This is a genomic window from Motilimonas sp. 1_MG-2023 (assembly GCF_030547455.1).
In the GTDB taxonomy this organism is placed as follows: domain Bacteria; phylum Pseudomonadota; class Gammaproteobacteria; order Enterobacterales; family CBDFNC01; genus Motilimonas.
Genome location: NZ_JAUOPX010000018.1, coordinates 69742 through 87892, shown reverse-complemented (window position 1 = coordinate 87892; position 18151 = coordinate 69742). Strand labels below are relative to the sequence as shown.

The following is an 18151-nucleotide window of genomic DNA, read 5'->3' as shown; positions in this document are numbered from 1 at the left end:
CCTGATGTGATTGAACTACCTCGGTCGGCTGATGCCAATGCATTGCATGCTGTGCTGGCAACACGGGCAAGTGCGCGTGGGTTTGCTCGGTGGCGCTATTCCCAGTAGCTGTTGCAACAACGGCAGTAGCAAACATTGTATTTGGTGCAAAATGGCTTTGGCGTTACCGCGTAAAAAGCCGTAATCGCGTGCGCGTTGTAACCCCTTGGGCAGCACGTGTTGCAACATTAACATCAAGAACTTCAGTGTTGGCAGTGTGCGCTGCTTCCAGTGGTTGGTTTGTCCATCGCGATAACGAAACGTGACGTTATCCTTGGTGATGTTAATGATGTCTTTGTCTGGCAGCACGCCGCGATACAAGTAGCGCGAGAGATACTTCAGCGTCGGTAATCCTTCCCCCACGGCGCGACAATCCACCACCCATTTTGGCGGCAGGTGATTGGGCAGGCTTAAGCATGAATGTTGATTGATGGCTTCAAGCATTCCCCTTCTGGAAGGATTGTTGTCACTACTTCAATTCTAACCAGTTGGCCGTTAGGACTTAATTGTGCCTCGCTATAGTGAAGAACGAAAGCAGCAGGTTTTCCCTCACTGTTACTGATATTTTTCATATTCCTGATATTTATCAATCCTGATCACACTTTTTTTGTTAATCTGTCGGCCTTTTTCATTCACTTGTAGCTGAGCCTGAACTTTGGAAACACAAAAAAATCCGTTTGATTCACTAATGCCGACTGAAATGGCGAAAAAAGCCGAAGAAGTTGGGATCTATAAAGCAACGAAAAACCCCTTTCAATCTTTAGTGCTGGCGATTTCTGCCGGTGTATTTATTTCCATCGCCTTTGTTTTTTACACCACGGTGACCATCGGCACAGCTGACATGGCCTACGGTATTTCTCATTTAGTGGGTGGCTTAGCGTTTAGTTTAGGGCTTATTTTAGTGGTAATTTGCGGCGGAGATTTATTTACTTCGTCAGTACTCACTACCATCGCCAGAGCCAGTGGTCGCATTAGCAGCTCACAGTTATTAAAAAATTGGGCCACTGTTTATGTTGGCAACTTAATTGGCGCGGCTTTTTTTGTACTGTTGGTTTGGTTTGCCAAACTTCACTTAGTGGCAAACGGCGCATGGGGGGTGAATGCAATGAATATTGCCCAGCACAAACTCCATCATGATTTTACCCAAGCGGTTGCGCTAGGATTACTGTGTAACTTGCTGGTCTGCTTAGCCACTTGGATGACGTTTTCTTGTCGCAGTGCCACCGACAAAGTAGTAGTGATGCTGTTACCCGTTGCTATGTTTGTAGCCACAGGGTTTGAACACAGTATTGCGAATATGTTTATGGTGCCAATGGGGATAATGGTTCACACTTTTGCCGACGCTGCCTTTTGGCAAAATGTTGGACTAGAGCCCGCATTATACGCTGACTTAACGTTAAAGCAGTTTGTGTTACATAACCTTATTCCGGTCACTATCGGTAACATACTCGGCGGATTATTGGTGGGGATGACTTACTGGATTATCCATTTAAAACCTAAAGTGTAACTCGACCAACTTGCTATAAGTGAGAAAACTTACTTTGTCATACCCAAGCAACGAACGCTTAATTAACTAGGTAAACTAATTTGCGTTCGTTCGCTTACTTTTATCGCGCAAGTCTAGCCTTAGGGTAAAACGGTAAATCGAGTTAAACCAATCAGCTGCCCTGACTCTGTTTCCACTTTAACTTGCCAGCTACCTTCCGCGTTACTTGGAAAGTTCATTTTATGGGTCCAGGCGCGATACCCTTCACTTCGTCCACCGCTAATATTCAATATAATACGGTCAACTTCTTTCTGGTTGTGTAACCAAACATGGTAAATTTTTTCATTTAAGCCACGTGGAGCTTTAACAGCGGTCCAACTGTATAGCCCTAGGCGGTGAAGTGCTGCGGCATCTAACTCTTTAATACTATCCCCTGGTTTTTTTTGTTCGAGATCAAGTTCATGAGATAAAGTGATAGCTGTTAAACGTAAGGCTGCAGGAGGGATAAAACTAGGTAACATCCAAACGACCAAGCTCAATATACAGAGCAATGAAATAATAAAAGGAAATCGCCACCAGTGACCATTTGCCATAAAAATACCTATGCTTGGTATAGTTACAACAATGGTAACTAATAATGCGGTTGATAAGCTTTGACTGGTCGTTAGATGAAATAAAACGGGCAATGTTACTAGTAATACGACAAATAAAGCAAAGCTATGAAAAATAGAGAAGAGCGTGCGGTTCAAGGCAAGTTTTTTATAATAAAGTGGATCGACCAATGAAATGAAGGCGCAAAAAACAATCAAGGAAGTAAAAATGGCCTGGGGATGGTCCCATTGAGTGACAGCGAGAAAAAAGGGTAATGCAAAAAACAAGCTTTCCTGATGCACCATTTGTAATGCGAAGCGCATAATGTTAGGAGATAATGTCACACCGAAACGGCGCTCCAGTCGATCTCTTGCCCAATTATCAATAAGTAACCAGAGCCAACTGAGCAGCAAAAATATAGCCATCAATTGAGCGAGAGATTCTTTACGTTCAACTAATACATAACTCGCCACACCTGAACAAAAAGCCAACACGGCAAGAAGGCCCGGTTTCTTTTTCATAAAATAAAATAATTTTATGATCAGGTTTTTAAACTCATTCATTAAGTAAACAATCCATTCGCATGGTGTATGCTCGTTTTCTCTGTAAATAATTTATAATATTACTGATTTTAACCCCATCGTAAGTTAATAATCGACTGAAAAGCCAGTGTGAAACTACAAAAAATATGAATATTGGGAGCAACCTTTACCACGAGAGTAACCTTAACGCCTCCAGCCATAAGGTTAAAGCTAATCGCTCAGCTGTTGATATTACTGGCGGTATAAAGCTAAAAACCACCGCTATAAAAACCAACTAATCAATAGGTCTTATAACGATGGTTTACTAAGGTTTCAACTTACATAGCAAGCTATGTCTTACCAACCTTTTACAACACTACCTTGAAACAATTCTTGAGCCTTGTTGTAAACCACTTCAGACTGGAATGCTTGAATAAATTGCACAACTCTTTCATCGTTCTTGTTATCTTCACGCGTTGCAATAATGTTCACATAAGGTGAATCTTTATCTTCAACAAACAAGCCATCACGTGTCGGTAATAAGTCAATTGATGAAGCATAAGTGGTATTAATGACCGCTAACGATACATCATCTAATGAACGAGGAAGTTGTGCCGCTTCTAATTCAATTAGCTCGAAGTTTTTCGGGTTGTCAACAATATCCATAATACTGGCATTTAAACCTGCATCTGCCTTTAAGGTGAACAAACCTTGCTTTGCTAACAATATAAGCGATCGGCCTTGGTTAGTTGGGTCATTAGGAACTGCTATTTTAGCCCCCTCTTCAAGCTCACTGACATTTTTGACGGTTTTAGAGTAGCCTGCGATCGGGTAAACAAAGGTATTAGCAACATTGGCTAGCTTGAAACCACGATCTTTGATCATGGTGTCTAGGTAGGGTTGGTGCTGAAATGCATTGGCATCAATACTGCCGTCAGATAAGGCAATATTAGGCGTCACGTAATCGGTAAAAGTGACCACTTCAACATTGAGATTAAATTTCTCTAGTGCAACTCTTTTCGCTTCTTCGACTAATTGCGCTTCAGAACCCGCAATCGCACCGACTTTTAGGGTTTGTACTTGTGCGACAGGCGCCTCTGCAGGCGCTTGCTCAGTCACGGCTTTATCACCACAACCTGTTAATAATAACGCGGCTGCCACAGCAGACGAGCCAAACCAGTGTTTTAACGTTAGCTTCATTTTGATTTCCATTATCTATGGTCGACTTTATTCACTAGGTAATCACCTAGCATTTGTATTACCTGCACTAATGCAATAAGCACAATGACAGTAATAATGAGTATTTGCGGCTCAAAACGGTGAAAGCCGTAACGGATACCAACATCACCTAACCCCCCACCGCCCACTGCGCCAGCCATGGCAGAGTAGTTCACTAAGGTAACCAAAGTGATGGTAATGCTATTGATAATACCCGGCAAGGCCTCTGGCAAGCAGACTTTGCAAATAATTTGTAATGGCGTAGCGCCCATCGCATTGGCTGCTTCAACTAAGCCTGAAGGCACTTCCATTAGCGCCCCTTCAATTAAGCGTGCCACAAAGGGAATAGCGGCAATGGTCAAAGGTACTGTTGCGGCTAAGGTGCCAATGGAGCTACCAACGATGATGCGAGTAAGTGGAATAATGGCCACTAGCAAAATAATAAAAGGTACAGAGCGACCAATATTTACGGAAATACCTAAAATATGGTTAAGGGTTGGATTCGCCCACAGCTCTCCCGCTTTGGTGTTGTGTAATAACACGCCTAGCGGGATGCCAAATACACAACTAATTAAGCCCGATAGCCCGACCATCATTAGGGTTTCGCCAAAGGCCTGTGTTAATAACGCTATCATGGCTTCAGACATTAGCCTGCACCTCTAGATAATAAGTGGAAAAAATGAAGATGGACGTTTGGCCGATAAATAGCCTAAATAAACTGACTGCTTTAGACATAGCCCAGCACCTCTACGCTAATATGATGCTCAAGCAAAAACTGAATGGCTAAATCTGTTTGCTCAGATTCGCCAAACAACTCGGCGAGCATATAGCCAAATTTAACGCCACCAGCGTAGTCCATATTGGCACTTAAGATACTCACATCAACATGGTACTTACGGCTAAGTTCTGAAATCAACGGCGCGTCAACACTGGCCCCTGAAAAGCCAAGGCGTACTAAAGGAAATGAGCCCTGTTGAGGAGACGGAGCAAGGCGCATTTGGTAGTCATGGGGGATTTCAATATGTATCGTGGCCGCGATAAAGCGTTTCGCTAATTCTGTTTTCGGATGTGAGAAAAAGTCAGCCACGCTATTTTTCTCAATTAGCTCGCCGCGATCAATAATAGCCACTTGATCGCAAATCGTTTTTATCACTTCCATTTCATGGGTGATCATCAAAATGGTGATTTGCAGCTTATGGTTAATGTCTTTAAGTAAATTCAAGATCGACTTTGTGGTTTCAGGATCGAGTGCCGATGTCGCTTCATCACACAACAATACCTTAGGCGATGTTGCCAATGCGCGCGCAATCGCAACACGCTGTTTTTGTCCACCACTTAGTTGAGCTGGATACACATTCGCTTTATCGGTTAAACCAACTAATGCTAACAACTCTGCGACGCGCTGCTTGATTTTGGCCCCTTCATAACGTTCAAACTCTAATGGTAAGGCGATATTTTCGGCGACTGTGCGTGACGACAACAAGTTGAAGTGCTGAAAAATCATGCCGATTTTTCTACGAGCTTGGCCTAATTCTGTTTTGTTTAGCGAGGTTAATTCCGTGTCATCCACAATGACTTTGCCAGAATCAGGCCGCTCTAATAGGTTAACACAGCGGATCAGTGTACTTTTCCCCGCGCCTGACGCCCCTATCACACCAAAAATTTGGCCCGCTTCAATGTTAAGATTGACATGATTAAGAGCGACAACTTGTTGTTCTCCCTTGCCAAATATCTTATTAATATTTTCCAGTTGGATCATAGTGTTGGTAATGTCCCGAGTACAGACTAAGTGCAAAAGCAGTGATATTCGCTGTTAAAATTAAACCAGCAGGTTGTTAGGCCTAATAATAACCTAAATAAATGGGACATGATGCTAAAAATTATAAAAAATTAAGTCAATATATTAATTAAGACTAAACAGATAGGTGATTGGGAGACAGGTGCATAGGCGAAGTGAATCCATGCTAGGCACCACTCTCTTAACAATCATTAATATAGGGCGCTTCTTGGGTGAGTAACTCGGCCACTTCTTCAGCAAGTAAAGGTTTGGCAAAATAGTAGCCTTGAATGGTAGTACAGCCTAAGCTGATAACCTGCTCCAATTCGAGTTTACGCTCCACGCCTTCAGCCACTACGTTAAGACCCAAATTTTTTGACAACTCTATAATGGCACGCGTAATAATCTGCTGATCGGGTTTCTGATCAATATGGTCAACGAACGAACGGTCAATTTTAAGTTTACTGATTGGGAAGCGTGATAGGTAGGCCAAATTGGAATAGCCAGTACCAAAGTCATCCACGCTCAAACTCAAACCAAGCTGACGTAGCTGACTTAATGTCTCATACAGCTTTACTTCATCCTTCATCAATATACTTTCAGTCAATTCCAGCTCAATCAATGATCCTGGAACATTAGAACTGCCAAGTCGCATGGCAATATCTTTAACAAGATCATGTTGATGAAACTGTAAACCAGACACATTAATAGAAATAGGAACACAGGATAGGCCTAATGCTAACCATTGAGCCTGCTGCGCTAAGGCTTCCTCTAGTACAAATTTGCCAATATCAGAAATTAAGCCCGATTGCTCAGCAAAAGGAATAAAACCAGCAGGGCTGATTTCACCACGCTCAGGGTCTTGCCAACGGATCAAGGCTTCCATTCCTAATATGGTACCATTTAAGCCATTGACCATAGGTTGATAGCGCAAAAAAAGTTGTTTTTCTTCAATTGCTTGACGTAATCGTTTATCCATCGAAATTTGTTGTAGCGCGAGGCCGGCGAATTGTTCGGAAAACAGTTGGTAGCGCTTGCGTCCCGCTAACTTCGCTTGGTACATCGCAATATCAGCATTCTTTACCAGCTCCCAGCATTCCATGCCATGTTGTGGATAAAGGCTAATGCCCATGGTAACCGCTAAGTCAAACTCAAAAGAGTCAATTTCACAACGCTGACAAACACTTTCCATGATGGCGGTAGACCAACGTTGAATTTGCTCGCTGCCAACAACGCCTTGAGCAACTAGAACAAACTCATCACCACTTAGGCGATAAATTTGTGTATCTGCGGGGGCACTTTGCCGTAATCGCTTTGCGGTTGCGATGAGCGCTTGGTCTCCCGCGGCATGTCCCATGGAGTCATTGATTAATTTAAAATTGTCCATATCAAGAAAAGCGACCAGTAAACTCGACGGTTCACACGCCAGTAATTTAGTTAGGTCTTGCTCTAGAGAATAACGATTAGCCAACCCCGTTAAAGAATCAAAATGCGCCAAATGTGCCAGCTTTTCTTGAGCTCTCTTGCGCTCACTTATGTCTCTTGCCGTGCCCGCGGTGCCAACTACTTTACCTGCTTTCACTACCGGCACTTTAATTAACTCAATCCAAGATTGCGATCCATCCACCGCTGTAGCGAAAAACTCTTGCCTAAGTTGCTGCCCCGTCTCCATTACTTGCAGGTCATCTTGGCGGTATTGTTTGGCATCCGCAGGATGGGAAAGATCAAAGTCTGTTTTCCCAATCAGCGTTTCGTAGTTAATGCCAAATGCGTTTTCAAACTGAGCATTCACTGTTAGAAAACGCCCTTTGGTATCTTTTACCCAAGCTAAGTCAGGCAAACTATTCAATAGTGTTTGATATTTTTGTGTCTGATCAGACAAAGCCGCAACATCAATATGTAAACGACGATTTGCCCGCTCTAACTGCACTTTACTATTGTGCAGTTGAGTAATAGTGCTGTTTAAACTTTTCACGTTAAAATAAACGACTAACAGCAGATTAAAGAAAAGTGAATAAATCACTAAGTTCAACACACTGATTTCATTATGGAAAAAATAATACACTAAGGTATCAACTAAAACCGTAAGGAAGCACGACACAAGCAAATAATAGCGGCTAATACTAGTTGGATGGCTATCTAGTTTAACATTCATGCAATGATACACCTCTTACTACTTAGATCGTGAGCATATGTCGCTTTAACTCGACTAGAATACAGAGTTAGATATTAATAATCACACCATTTACAAATCATTGAACAAAACTAAAACACGGCTTGCAAAATGCTTATGCCAATTTCAAGATTAATCAGCAAAACTTGAAACTACAAAGTTCTATGCTAACGGCGCCACAACTAGAGAATTGATAATTAAGAAGAGCGGCCCTTAATACAGATCTTCACGACCAAAATATCGAGCTTTAATTTCAGTAAATTCAGGCTCTATCATTAGCTCTTTCAATGCTTGTTCAATCTTACTTGATAGGTAGCGATGGTTAGATAATTTTGAAAAACCAATATACAGCGCCAAATCCTGCTTGGGTTGATAAGCGGCTTTGGATAATTGTTGCCAAAGACCTCTTTTGTTTATCTCATACTCAACCTGGCAATCTGTACCAATAAATACTTCCAAGTGCCCTTTTTTAGCCATTCTAAGCAGTTGAATTTCTGTTGGAACCCCATGTTTTACCATTGCATCATCAGAGTCAAAAGGCTCAAAGTAGGCAGAGTCCAGTACATATCCAACACGATAAAAATACAAATCTTGGTAACTATTAATGGGCTTAGGGATGTCTTTTTGCGTATAAAAAGCGGGCCGACAATGATAGTAACTTGTTGGTATATAATCGATAAATTGTTCACGTTCGGCCGTTTTAGCTAGCCCAACCATCATGTCGACTTGACCTATCTCCATGTGACTTAAGGCCCTCGCCCAAGGGTAACGCTTAACATTGAATTGGATCCCCGTTTTAGCACTTAAAGCCTGTAGCAAGTCAATATCAAACCCTGTAAACCCCCCTTTCTTATCAATACTAATACGAAAAGGAGGCCACTCGTCAGTCGCCACTATGACACTGCTATTCGGCGCAGGTGAAGACAGACTGGGCATTGCAGGATTGGAACAAGCTGCCTTAGGTATGAGTACCAGCATAAAAACCATAGTAACGATAAGGGCTTCTCTCATAGCTAACCTCAACGGTAGACAGCAAATTCTAGGGCTTTAGTGAGTATAGATGAGTTTACTCTCGTTAGCGGTGCGCCCCCTAATCGCGAATAAAAACCATTAAGTAAAATCGCAACTAATACGTGCATCACACCTGCACCTTTACGGTACGGCAATTGACATCACAAAATCCCATCGCAATTAATTTTTTATAATTGCATTTAACTTGTTTACTTTGTCTTGAGCTGTGTTAATATCGTACACGGCCTGTCAGACAGACCTTTGTTTATATGTAATACTACAATGTTATGCTTTAGAAACCTTCGTTCCATCTGTTAATCAGTTAGTGTCATGAAGTCTTTCCTTACATAGTTTTTGCAACACATAAATAATTCTTTTCTGGCTACTACAACGCATTTTATGCGAATTATTTTTGAAAAGTTAGGAGACAAACATGTCTAAATCAACTGGTATCGTTAAATGGTTCAACGAAGATAAAGGTTTCGGTTTTATCACTCAAGATAACGGCGGCGCTGACGTATTCGTACATTTCCGTGCAATCGCTTCTGAAGGCTTCAAAACGCTAGCTGAAGGTCAAAAAGTTTCTTTTGACCTAGAGCAAGGCCAAAAAGGTCCTCAAGCTGCTAACGTAACAACTCTTTAATTTAAGAGTTTTTACTTAGTAAAAAAAGCTGACTTAGGTCAGCTTTTTTTGTTTTTACACTTTCTTAATTATTTGTCCCATCATTTTCTCCCTGATTTCTAAGCTTTATTAATAAAAAACGGCTGATGTAAACACACCAACCGCTTTGATTATTAAGTGGATGCTTTAAGAGAACTGATTCATCGTATTATTTTGTCCCGATGCTTTCAGTGCCTGATTGCCTGAAAAGTACTCTTTGTGATCATCACCAATGTTAGAGCCAGACATGTCTTGATGTTTAACCGAGGCGAGACTTTGTCTGATTTCTTGTCGCTGTACCCCTTCCACATACGCCAACATGCCCTGCGTGCCAAAATAGTCTTTCGCAAGATTATCTGTTGACAGCGCTGCTGTATGATATGTTGGTAAGGTAATCAAGTGATGGAAAATACCTGCCTGTTTAGACGCATCTTGCTGGAAGCAACGAATTTTCTCATCCGCGACTTGGGCTAGCTCACTGTCATCATACTGTTGACTCATTAAGTTTTCACGGTGATAACTGCTTAGATCTCTGCCTTGCTCTTGCCATGCATCGAACACTTGTTGCCTAAAGTTTAGTGTCCAATTAAATGACGGGCTGTTGTTATATACCAGCTTAGCATTTGGGATAACTTCTCGAATGCGATTCACCATACCTGCAATTTGCTCAACGTGAGGCTTTTCGGTTTCAATCCACAATAAATCAGCACCGTTTTGCAACGAAGTAATGCAGTCTAAAACCACTCTGTCTTCACCCGTATTGGCTTTAAATTTTACTAAACCATTGGCTAAACGAGTTGGTTTGATCAATTTATCTCCTTGGCGGATCACCATATCCCCTGAGTCTAAACTGCTTACATCTGTTACTTCTTCACCGTCAATAAACCCATTGTATTGATCTGCCAAGTCACCCGCGAATTGTGAAACTGGAATTTTTTGTGTTAACCCCGCGCCTAATGAGTCGGTGCGCGCCACAATAATACCGTTCTCAATACCTAACTCCATAAAGGCATAGCGCACCGCATTAATTTTGGCTAAAAAGTCTTCATGTGGCACGGTCACTTTACCGTCCTGATGGCCGCATTGCTTAGCATCAGACACTTGGTTTTCAATTTGGATACAACAAGCACCCGCTTCGATCATTTTTTTAGCTAGCAAATAGGTAGCCTCTTCATTACCAAAACCAGCATCAATGTCAGCAATAATGGGCACGACATGCGTTTCAAAATCGTCAATACGTTTTTGCACAGCACGCTCTTTGACATGATCGCCCTCTTGTCTTGCGCTATCTAAATCTTTAAACAAATGATTCAACTCTCGAGCATCGGCTTGTTTTAGAAAGGTGTATAGCTCTTCAATTAACGCTGGCACCGAAGTTTTCTCGTGCATCGATTGATCTGGCAATGGACCAAACTCAGAGCGCATGGCTGCCACCATCCAGCCTGATAGATACAAATACCGACCTTTAGTCGTGCCAAAGTGCTTCTTAACTGAGATCATTTTTTGCTGACCAATGAAGCCATGCCAGCAACCCAAAGATTGCGTGTATTGGCCTGCATCATTGTCATAACTTTGCATGTCACGGCGCATAATATCTGCGGTGTATTGTGCGATATCCAACCCAGTTTTAAAGCGATTTTGTAATCGCATTCTTACGACAAACTCAGGGTTAATCGCGCGCCATGTATCACCTTGTTGCGCTAAGAAATTGCTGGCATGAGTCATTTGTGTTGTATAAGTCATCATATTTCGCCTCTTTTATCCTATGGTTTGTGCGCTGGCCATAGCAGAATTATTCAGCCATGTGCAAGCGGGTTGTATCTCACTTATTTTGTGACTGTTCGCCAACTTTCGGTGTCGATCTTTTTAGCTCGCCCACTGAACTCAACTCAGTGGGCACCTTCCTTCAGTACAACTTCACGCGACGGCGTTAAGCTTGTTTCGCGAGTTGTCGATATTGATGTAACAATGGCTCGGTGTAGCCACTTGGTTGATGCTCTCCTTCAAATATTAAGGCCTTAGCAGCTTGAAATGCTAAGCTTTGCTCGGTATTTGGACTCATATTGCAATAACCCGCTAAGCCCGCGTTTTGCTGATCTACCTGCTGCGCCATGCGATCCATTACGGCCTCCACGTGCTGCTGTGTGCAAACCCCATGCTTTAACCAATTAGCGATGTGCTGACTAGAAATACGTAAGGTTGCCCTGTCTTCCATTAAGCCTATATTATTAATATCTGGCACTTTTGAGCAGCCAACCCCCATCTCAACCCAGCGCACCACGTAACCTAAAATGCCTTGAATATTGTTAGCTAACTCATTTTCAATTTGCTCATGGGTCAACCCTTGCGGTGCCGTCATTAATGGAATAGTTAACACTTTGGATAATGGGGTAGCAGTGCGTCCTTTGAGTTGCTGCTGCACTTCATTTACATTTACTTGGTGATAGTGCAATGCGTGTAGCACTGCTGCGGTGGGTGAAGGCACCCAAGCCGTACTCGCACCTGAGCGAGGATGATCAATTTTTGCTGTTAGCATCGAAGCCATTTCATCGGGCATCGCCCACATACCTTTGCCTATTTGCGCTTTACCAGGAAAGCCGCAGGCTAAACCAGCATCGACATTGGCGTTTTCATAAGCTTGGATCCACACCTGTTGCTTAATCTCATTTTTCGGTAGGAAAGGCCCCGCTTCCATGCTGGTATGAATTTCATCACCGGTGCGATCTAAAAATCCTGTGTTGATAAAAAATACCCGCTCTCTCGCTTCATAGATACAGGCTTTAAGGTTAACAGTAGTGCGACGCTCTTCATCCATAATGCCTAATTTGATGGTATTGCGCGCCAGCCCTAACATGTCTTCAACGCGGCCAAACAAACGGCAGGTGAATGCCACTTCTTCAGGGCCATGCATTTTCGGTTTAACAATATAGATGCTGCCAGTACGACTATTATGAATATCGCGTTTGCTCATATCTGCATCATGCGCATGTTGCAGATCCAACATACCAATCATGCTGGTTACCACGGCATCAATGATACCTTCAGGGGCAAAATTACCTTGGGCATCTTGCATCAGCTCGGTGTCCATTAAATGGCCAACATTCCGAACAAGTAACAACGAGCGACCATGCAAGCGATACTCTTCACCATTTTTGCAATTGAAAATTTTGTCGGGATTTAAATGGCGCGCCATTATGTGGCCGTTTTTTTCAAACTCAGCGGTTAGGTTACCTTGAATTAACCCCATCCAATTACGGTATGCGGCAATTTTGTCATTGGCGTCTACTGCAGCAATGGAGTCTTCAAAGTCCATAATGGTACTAAGGGCGGCTTCCACTTTAATATCGTCAATGCCTGATAAGTCGTGCTGGCCAATAAAGCCTTGTCGGTCGATGACAACTTCAATATGCAAACCGTTATTTTTCAGCACAATAGAGCTAGGATCGGCTTTTGAGTTAGCGAAAGCAACAAACTGGCAAGGTGACACTAAGCCTGACTCAGAGCCATCGGGAAAGTAAGCTAACAAATGCTGGAAATACACCGTATAGCTGGCCACATCATGATGGGAGCCTTTTTCTAAAGGACACACTTGATCGAGAAAGTCTTTTGCAAAATCAATTACATGTTTGCCGCGAGCAGGATTATATTTACGACAAGGTGCCAACCCTGAATCAGCAGGGATCGCATCGCTGCCGTATAACGCATCGTATAAACTCCCCCAACGCGCATTGGCTGCATTGAGTGCAAAGCGAGCATTCATTACTGGAACCACTAACTGCGGACCCGCTAATTCTGCAATTTCTTGGTCAACATTGTCAGTTGTGATAGTGAAAGCGGCTGGTTCATCAACTAAGTAATTAATTTCACGAAGAAAGGCTTGGTAACTTTCCATATCGAATTGAGGATTAGCACGATGCCACTGATCAATTTGGTCCTGCAACTGCTGACGTGTTCTTAATAGAGTGCGATTTTCAGGGGCAAGCTCATCGACTAATGCCGTTAAGTCATCCCAAAATTTCGCTGAATTAAGACCAGTAAGGGGAAGAACTTCTTCGTTGATAAAGCGATAGAAGCCCTGATTAATTTCACATTGTTTTTTAAGCGCTTGGTTCATGGCCTCTTCCTCTAAATACGATCAGGCGGTTTATGGTTAAAGTGTGAGCAATAATTGGTGTTTATTTGTTCACTGAATGGAAGTGTAGAGGAAGACTGACTAAAATTTCACAATAGAAATTTCACAGTGTAAATTTTACAAAATGAAAAATAGTAAAAGTTTATTCCGTCAATCGCACTTTCTTGGCACAAAAATCCGCAATTTACGCAAGCGAAATAACCTTACACTGGAAGACTTATCTGCGCGCTGCATTAAAGTCAGTGCAGAAGAAGCGCCATCAGTCTCATACTTATCGATGATCGAGCGCGGTAAACGTGTCCCCAGTGAAGAAATGCTTACCGTCATCGCTACCGTATTTCAAAAAGAGGTGCAGTGGTTTTTAGATGATGAACCGGAACCACAAGACATTACTCCGGCCAAAGGCAATCATGGTGGCATCAGTGGCATGGCGCTTGAGCCAAGCTTCTTGTTCTCTGATGAAGTGCTACAAATTGCCATACCCGAAATGCTGTCGCAAACCGGTACCACAGGTCGACAATTTGCCCATTTGCTGATCCGCGCTCATCAAGAGCACCATCAAAATCATTTTCCTGATCTCGAGCGTGCCGCTGAGTCTGTTGGCCATAAAAAAATGCCTCTGCATGTCGAAGACTTAGTTGAAATAGCTGAAAATGTAGGTTTAACCGTTAAGTGGTTTGACCGCGCTAGTGAAGAAATCATTGACGATCAAGGCGAACAATCAAAACGAGTGATCAGCTCGTTTTTCGAGCCACCGGCAACGGTTTACCTCAATGAACAACTTAAAAAGCAACAAACCCGCTTAAAATATGATTTGGCCGTGCATATCGGTCATTGCGTATTACACAATAATGATGGCGTGAAAAGCGTGATGGTAGCGGGACGCAACCAAAGCTATGGCTTACACGAAGATCACTCTCAGCAACATTCTGCTGCCACGTTAGACTCCCAAGATATACTCCATGCTTGGCGAGACTTTGAATGTAGTTTTTTTGCCGGCGCCTTGCTTTGCCCTAAAGTACCCTTTCGCCAATTACTTGATCGTCGTGGCTATGAGATCAATGTCAGTGAATATTTAGCGGTGTCGGAATCTGTGGTAATGCGGCGGATGACGGCTGTATCACCCTATCCGCACTGGCATTACTTTGATGCCTATGCCCCTGGTAAACTCAAAGCAGTGTACCGTGGCAATGGCATCCCTTTGCCTTGGGGCAATATGCGTTTGGTTAACGATCCTTGCCAGCATTGGTCGGTATTTCGCATGATAAATACGTCGTCTACTGGTACAGCTGCGCAAATATCGATATTAAATCAAGGTGAAATCCCAAAAATCTATTGCTGCGAATCAATTAAAGTGGAAGATTTGGCGGGCAACCATCATGTTCTTTGTACTGGAATCGATCTCAACCCTGCATTGGATGCACAAGGGCATGACAGTCTCATTATCGCCACTGAACTTAAATTAGCTTGTATGAAAAACGGCGGAGAAACGATTATTCCAGCAAAAATAAAAAAAATCCTACTCAGCGTGGCTCAAATCCTTAACATTGCCTGGATTGAACGCGGTATAAATAATGAAGCGAGGTTAATTTGCGCTCGCGGTATCCAGTGTCCACGAGAGCCAAAATGTTACGCCAAGGATACCTGTCAGCAAGATGTGTTTGATGTTCAGAAAATACAAGCACAGATTATTCAATCACTAAGTAATTTATAAATCAAACCCACTCGCTAGCTTCACTTCTTTCACTCTAAACCACAAAACGGGCGACATCATGCTGCATCTCTGCAGCATGAGTTTGTAAATTTTGGTTACTCGTCCGACTACGTTGTGCATCAGCTAATAACTGTTCCGCAGCACAAGATATACTCTGAGTGGCATCACTAACATGAGCAACCGTGCTTTTTTGCTCTGTTGTTGCAACGGCTATTTGTGCGGTCATGTTTTTTATTTTTTCAAATTCACAACGCGTTTGTTTTATATATTCGCTGGCTTGATTGACTTGCTCAACAGTGCCATCGACTAGTGTTAAACCGCTTTGCATTGAGCTAGAAGACTGCTGAACGGCTTGCTGTAATTGTGTAATAATTTTTTCAATATCGACAGTGGATGTTTGTGTACGCTGCGCCAGCGTGCGCACCTCATCGGCAACAACAGCAAAGCCTCTACCTGATTCACCCGCTCGCGCCGCTTCAATCGCAGCATTGAGAGCCAATAAATTCGTTTGCTCCGTAATTTCACGGATCACCGCAACTACTTGACCTATTTCTTGGCTCGCTTGTGATAAATATGAAATGTTATCAACACTTTGTGTTATTTGCTGCTGCAATTTATCAATGCGATTTTGGGCTTGCTGCATGGCTTCATCACTTTGGCGAATAATGACATCAGCATGCTCAGCACTGTGGGATACCTGCTCAGTGTGCGCGGCGACTTGCTCTACAGCTATCATCATTTGCTCTACAGAGCTAGCAACAGCTAAGGTTTTATTGCGCTGCTCTTCTATGGCTTGGCTAGAGCTGTTCGACAATTCCACACTATCTTGTGCGCTGCTACCAACAATATTACCTTTATTTTTTATCTCTATTACCAGCGTGGCTGTCGTGCGAATAAAACTATTAATCGCATGAGCAAGGCGGGCAATTTCATCTTTGCCTTCAATCTCAATTTTTTGAGTAAGATCGCCATCGCCATTGCAAATGTCTTCCATACGTGAAGTTGCGCATTTTAAGCGCTTAGTCACACGAATAGATTGCCAAATTAAAAATGTGGCTATCAAAGTCGTTAATAACGCGGCCATACTGATACCACTTAGACGACCTTGATCCAGCGCAGCAACTGACTGTAACGCTAATAAGTCACTTAATTGCGCTATCTCTTCTTCCACTTGATGAATATTCCCCCTTAACTCTCCCCTTAACCCTGACTGTTCATCAAGTCCACGTTCAATAAGCGATTCAACTAATTGGTTACTGACCTGTTCAAAAGCGCTGACTGCCTGATGTTGAGAGCTATTAGGATCAGAAAAGTTGGTTTTAACAACGGCAATATGCTGATTAAGCTCAGGATGTAAATCAATATCTCGGCTGGCCATAAAATGCTGTTCAAGCAATATTAACTTAATAATATCAGCTTGTTTGCTGGTATCTTGAACATAGCGTACGCTTTGATAAACATTATTTTCGGCTAGTTTTAACGCAGCTTGTAGACCTTGACTATGGTCTAAACCAATACGTTTATCGACTGCTGTTAATTTCTGAAAAGTAGCCGAATATTGGCTTAACAAAGCCTGACTGTTATGGATGTCAGTTTGAATATGGCTATCAGGCGCTAAAGACTGCTTGAACCAATCTAAGCGCTGCGTCATTTGCTCAAAACGCAGGTTAAACTGGTCGATGTATTTTTCATTCTTGCGTAATAGAAAATCTTTTTCATGACGTCGTAACATCAACATATCTGATTGTAATTCTTTAGCTTGAATCTGTTGTAAACCGAACTGCTGCATCTGACCACTGGCTTGCCAGAGTAAATACGTCATCAACCCCATGCCTAATATCACTAATAATGAGATCAATAAAAACACTTGTTTAATGGAAAATGACATAAGGCGCCTCAGCTTTAAATCGAACTAATTAACAATTAATACAATAGTAGTGGATAAAAAGGATATTAGCTTTTATGCGGACGAGTGGTAAAATAACGCGATAAACGAGTAAAAAAATCGATTAAAAAGCTATTTTTTAAGCAAACTATGCAAACGCCCGCACATTAATAATATGCAGGCTCGTCAGGAAAATAAGTGATGTTGATTAGGCGGGAAATTGAGCTAAAAAAGGGCCATTATTACTTGGATAAATGATGTATTCTCCGTGATATTTCACCTTAGACTTGTAATCCGTTACTTTAAAAAGTAGCAAATTTTCCGCTAGAGCTAATGAAATTAACTGCTCGACATTACCACGAATATAGCAAGATAACGGTCGAATAAGCCGCTTTTCCTCAGGGTGTATGGCCCGTTCATATTGCTGACGACAGATCACCAAAGAGTCCATTCCGGCACTATTGCGTTTCATTTTTCGGTCAATAACTGAGTCAGTGATCAACGACCAACCCGTCTCCGCTAATTGATCAAATAATGCGTCAATTTGAGTTTCATATACCTTGGCGAGAGAGCCTTGCTCAGACAAAAAAGAGCCATAAATTCTAACGATATTTTCAAACGTCTGTTTAAGTTGAGCATGTTTACCCAAGCTTCGACCTTGCTGCTGCCAGACCAATAAAACAGCCGCGACACAATGCGCAAAACGCTGTGTTTTAATCGCTTTAGTCACCCAAGCATTAAGGTAATGAGTTTGATTTACTGGGGTACGAGAGACGCTGCCATCTAAGTGAGCTTGCTCTAACTCGTTAAGTGCGATGCTAGCTAAATCATAAACTGCTTTAGCAAATGTAGGGCTGGCTTGGCTGGCTTGGCTGGCTTGGCTGGACATTGAAAAACTCAAAGTAAAAAAAACACTATTTTACCTATTTTGTATTTCGCTGAC

Annotated in this window: 14 protein-coding genes; 3 read left to right on the top strand and 11 right to left on the bottom strand. The window is 42.4% G+C overall.

The window, feature by feature from the left end; genetic code table 11:
- Nucleotides 1–15 precede the first annotated feature (15 nt).
- Entirely contained in the window at nt 16–483 is a 468-nt protein-coding gene (locus tag Q4519_RS11635; protein WP_303512385.1) for a transposase, read from the bottom strand.
- A 211-nt stretch (nt 484–694) separates the two neighbouring features.
- Between Q4519_RS11635 and focA the strand changes: the two genes are divergently transcribed.
- Nucleotides 695–1546: a formate transporter FocA gene (focA, locus tag Q4519_RS11630; protein WP_232801987.1), complete on the top strand. Its 852-nt coding sequence runs from the start codon at nt 695–697 to the stop codon at nt 1544–1546.
- Nucleotides 1547–1665: 119 nt separating this feature from the next.
- Here the strand turns inward: focA and Q4519_RS11625 are convergent, their stop codons facing one another.
- From Q4519_RS11625 to Q4519_RS11600, 6 genes are all read right to left on the bottom strand, one after another.
- Nucleotides 1666–2679 (bottom strand): DUF5924 family protein, encoded by a 1014-nt coding sequence (locus Q4519_RS11625; protein WP_303512383.1) that lies wholly within the window; start codon nt 2677–2679, stop codon nt 1666–1668.
- Nucleotides 2680–2994: 315 nt separating this feature from the next.
- Entirely contained in the window at nt 2995–3837 is an 843-nt protein-coding gene (gene metQ / locus Q4519_RS11620) for a methionine ABC transporter substrate-binding lipoprotein MetQ (protein ID WP_303512380.1), read from the bottom strand.
- Nucleotides 3838–3848: 11 nt separating this feature from the next.
- Entirely contained in the window at nt 3849–4502 is a 654-nt protein-coding gene (locus tag Q4519_RS11615; RefSeq protein ID WP_232801984.1) for a methionine ABC transporter permease, read from the bottom strand.
- Between the two features lie 80 nt (nt 4503–4582).
- On the bottom strand, nt 4583–5614 hold the full coding sequence (metN, locus tag Q4519_RS11610; RefSeq protein WP_303512378.1) for a methionine ABC transporter ATP-binding protein MetN: 1032 nt from the start codon (nt 5612–5614) through the stop codon (nt 4583–4585).
- A 220-nt stretch (nt 5615–5834) separates the two neighbouring features.
- Nucleotides 5835–7787, bottom strand: a complete 1953-nt coding sequence (locus tag Q4519_RS11605; RefSeq protein ID WP_303512374.1) for a bifunctional diguanylate cyclase/phosphodiesterase — start codon at nt 7785–7787, stop codon at nt 5835–5837.
- A 231-nt stretch (nt 7788–8018) separates the two neighbouring features.
- A complete protein-coding gene (locus Q4519_RS11600) occupies nt 8019–8816 on the bottom strand; it encodes an ABC transporter substrate-binding protein (RefSeq protein ID WP_232801981.1) in 798 nt (265 codons plus the stop codon).
- A gap of 433 nt (nt 8817–9249) precedes the next feature.
- On the opposite strand from Q4519_RS11600, the gene Q4519_RS11595 reads away from it, so the two are divergent.
- Nucleotides 9250–9459, top strand: coding sequence for a cold-shock protein (locus Q4519_RS11595; RefSeq protein WP_232801980.1), 210 nt, complete (start codon nt 9250–9252; stop codon nt 9457–9459).
- 165 nt (nt 9460–9624) lie between these two features.
- Here the strand turns inward: Q4519_RS11595 and Q4519_RS11590 are convergent, their stop codons facing one another.
- Nucleotides 9625–11220, bottom strand: a complete 1596-nt coding sequence (locus Q4519_RS11590; protein WP_232802019.1) for an isocitrate lyase — start codon at nt 11218–11220, stop codon at nt 9625–9627.
- A 187-nt stretch (nt 11221–11407) separates the two neighbouring features.
- On the bottom strand, nt 11408–13591 hold the full coding sequence (locus tag Q4519_RS11585) for a malate synthase G (protein WP_303512371.1): 2184 nt from the start codon (nt 13589–13591) through the stop codon (nt 11408–11410).
- A gap of 142 nt (nt 13592–13733) precedes the next feature.
- On the opposite strand from Q4519_RS11585, the gene Q4519_RS11580 reads away from it, so the two are divergent.
- Nucleotides 13734–15323: a DUF3612 domain-containing protein gene (locus Q4519_RS11580; protein WP_303512369.1), complete on the top strand. Its 1590-nt coding sequence runs from the start codon at nt 13734–13736 to the stop codon at nt 15321–15323.
- Nucleotides 15324–15357: 34 nt separating this feature from the next.
- Here Q4519_RS11580 and Q4519_RS11575 read toward each other — a convergent pair whose 3' ends face one another.
- Nucleotides 15358–17211 (bottom strand): methyl-accepting chemotaxis protein, encoded by a 1854-nt coding sequence (locus tag Q4519_RS11575; RefSeq protein WP_303512366.1) that lies wholly within the window; start codon nt 17209–17211, stop codon nt 15358–15360.
- Between the two features lie 205 nt (nt 17212–17416).
- A complete protein-coding gene (locus Q4519_RS11570; protein ID WP_303512363.1) occupies nt 17417–18097 on the bottom strand; it encodes a DUF2913 family protein in 681 nt (226 codons plus the stop codon).
- Between the last annotated feature and the right edge of the window lie 54 nt (nt 18098–18151).

Excerpts from the sequence above, each read along its gene's own strand:
- Q4519_RS11635 (WP_303512385.1), bottom strand. The coding sequence starts at position 483 with ATGCTTGAAGCCATCAATCAACATTCATGCTTAAGCCTGCCCAATCAC.
- Q4519_RS11625 (WP_303512383.1), bottom strand. The coding sequence starts at position 2,679 with ATGAATGAGTTTAAAAACCTGATCATAAAATTATTTTATTTTATGAAA.
- metQ (WP_303512380.1), bottom strand. The coding sequence starts at position 3,837 with ATGAAGCTAACGTTAAAACACTGGTTTGGCTCGTCTGCTGTGGCAGCC.
- Q4519_RS11615 (WP_232801984.1), bottom strand. The coding sequence starts at position 4,502 with ATGTCTGAAGCCATGATAGCGTTATTAACACAGGCCTTTGGCGAAACC.
- metN (WP_303512378.1), bottom strand. The coding sequence starts at position 5,614 with ATGATCCAACTGGAAAATATTAATAAGATATTTGGCAAGGGAGAACAA.
- Q4519_RS11605 (WP_303512374.1), bottom strand. The coding sequence starts at position 7,787 with ATGAATGTTAAACTAGATAGCCATCCAACTAGTATTAGCCGCTATTAT.
- Q4519_RS11600 (WP_232801981.1), bottom strand. The coding sequence starts at position 8,816 with ATGAGAGAAGCCCTTATCGTTACTATGGTTTTTATGCTGGTACTCATA.
- Q4519_RS11595 (WP_232801980.1), top strand. The coding sequence starts at position 9,250 with ATGTCTAAATCAACTGGTATCGTTAAATGGTTCAACGAAGATAAAGGT.
- Q4519_RS11590 (WP_232802019.1), bottom strand. The coding sequence starts at position 11,220 with ATGACTTATACAACACAAATGACTCATGCCAGCAATTTCTTAGCGCAA.
- Q4519_RS11585 (WP_303512371.1), bottom strand. The coding sequence starts at position 13,591 with ATGAACCAAGCGCTTAAAAAACAATGTGAAATTAATCAGGGCTTCTAT.
- Q4519_RS11580 (WP_303512369.1), top strand. The coding sequence starts at position 13,734 with ATGAAAAATAGTAAAAGTTTATTCCGTCAATCGCACTTTCTTGGCACA.
- Q4519_RS11575 (WP_303512366.1), bottom strand. The coding sequence starts at position 17,211 with ATGTCATTTTCCATTAAACAAGTGTTTTTATTGATCTCATTATTAGTG.
- Q4519_RS11570 (WP_303512363.1), bottom strand. The coding sequence starts at position 18,097 with ATGTCCAGCCAAGCCAGCCAAGCCAGCCAAGCCAGCCCTACATTTGCT.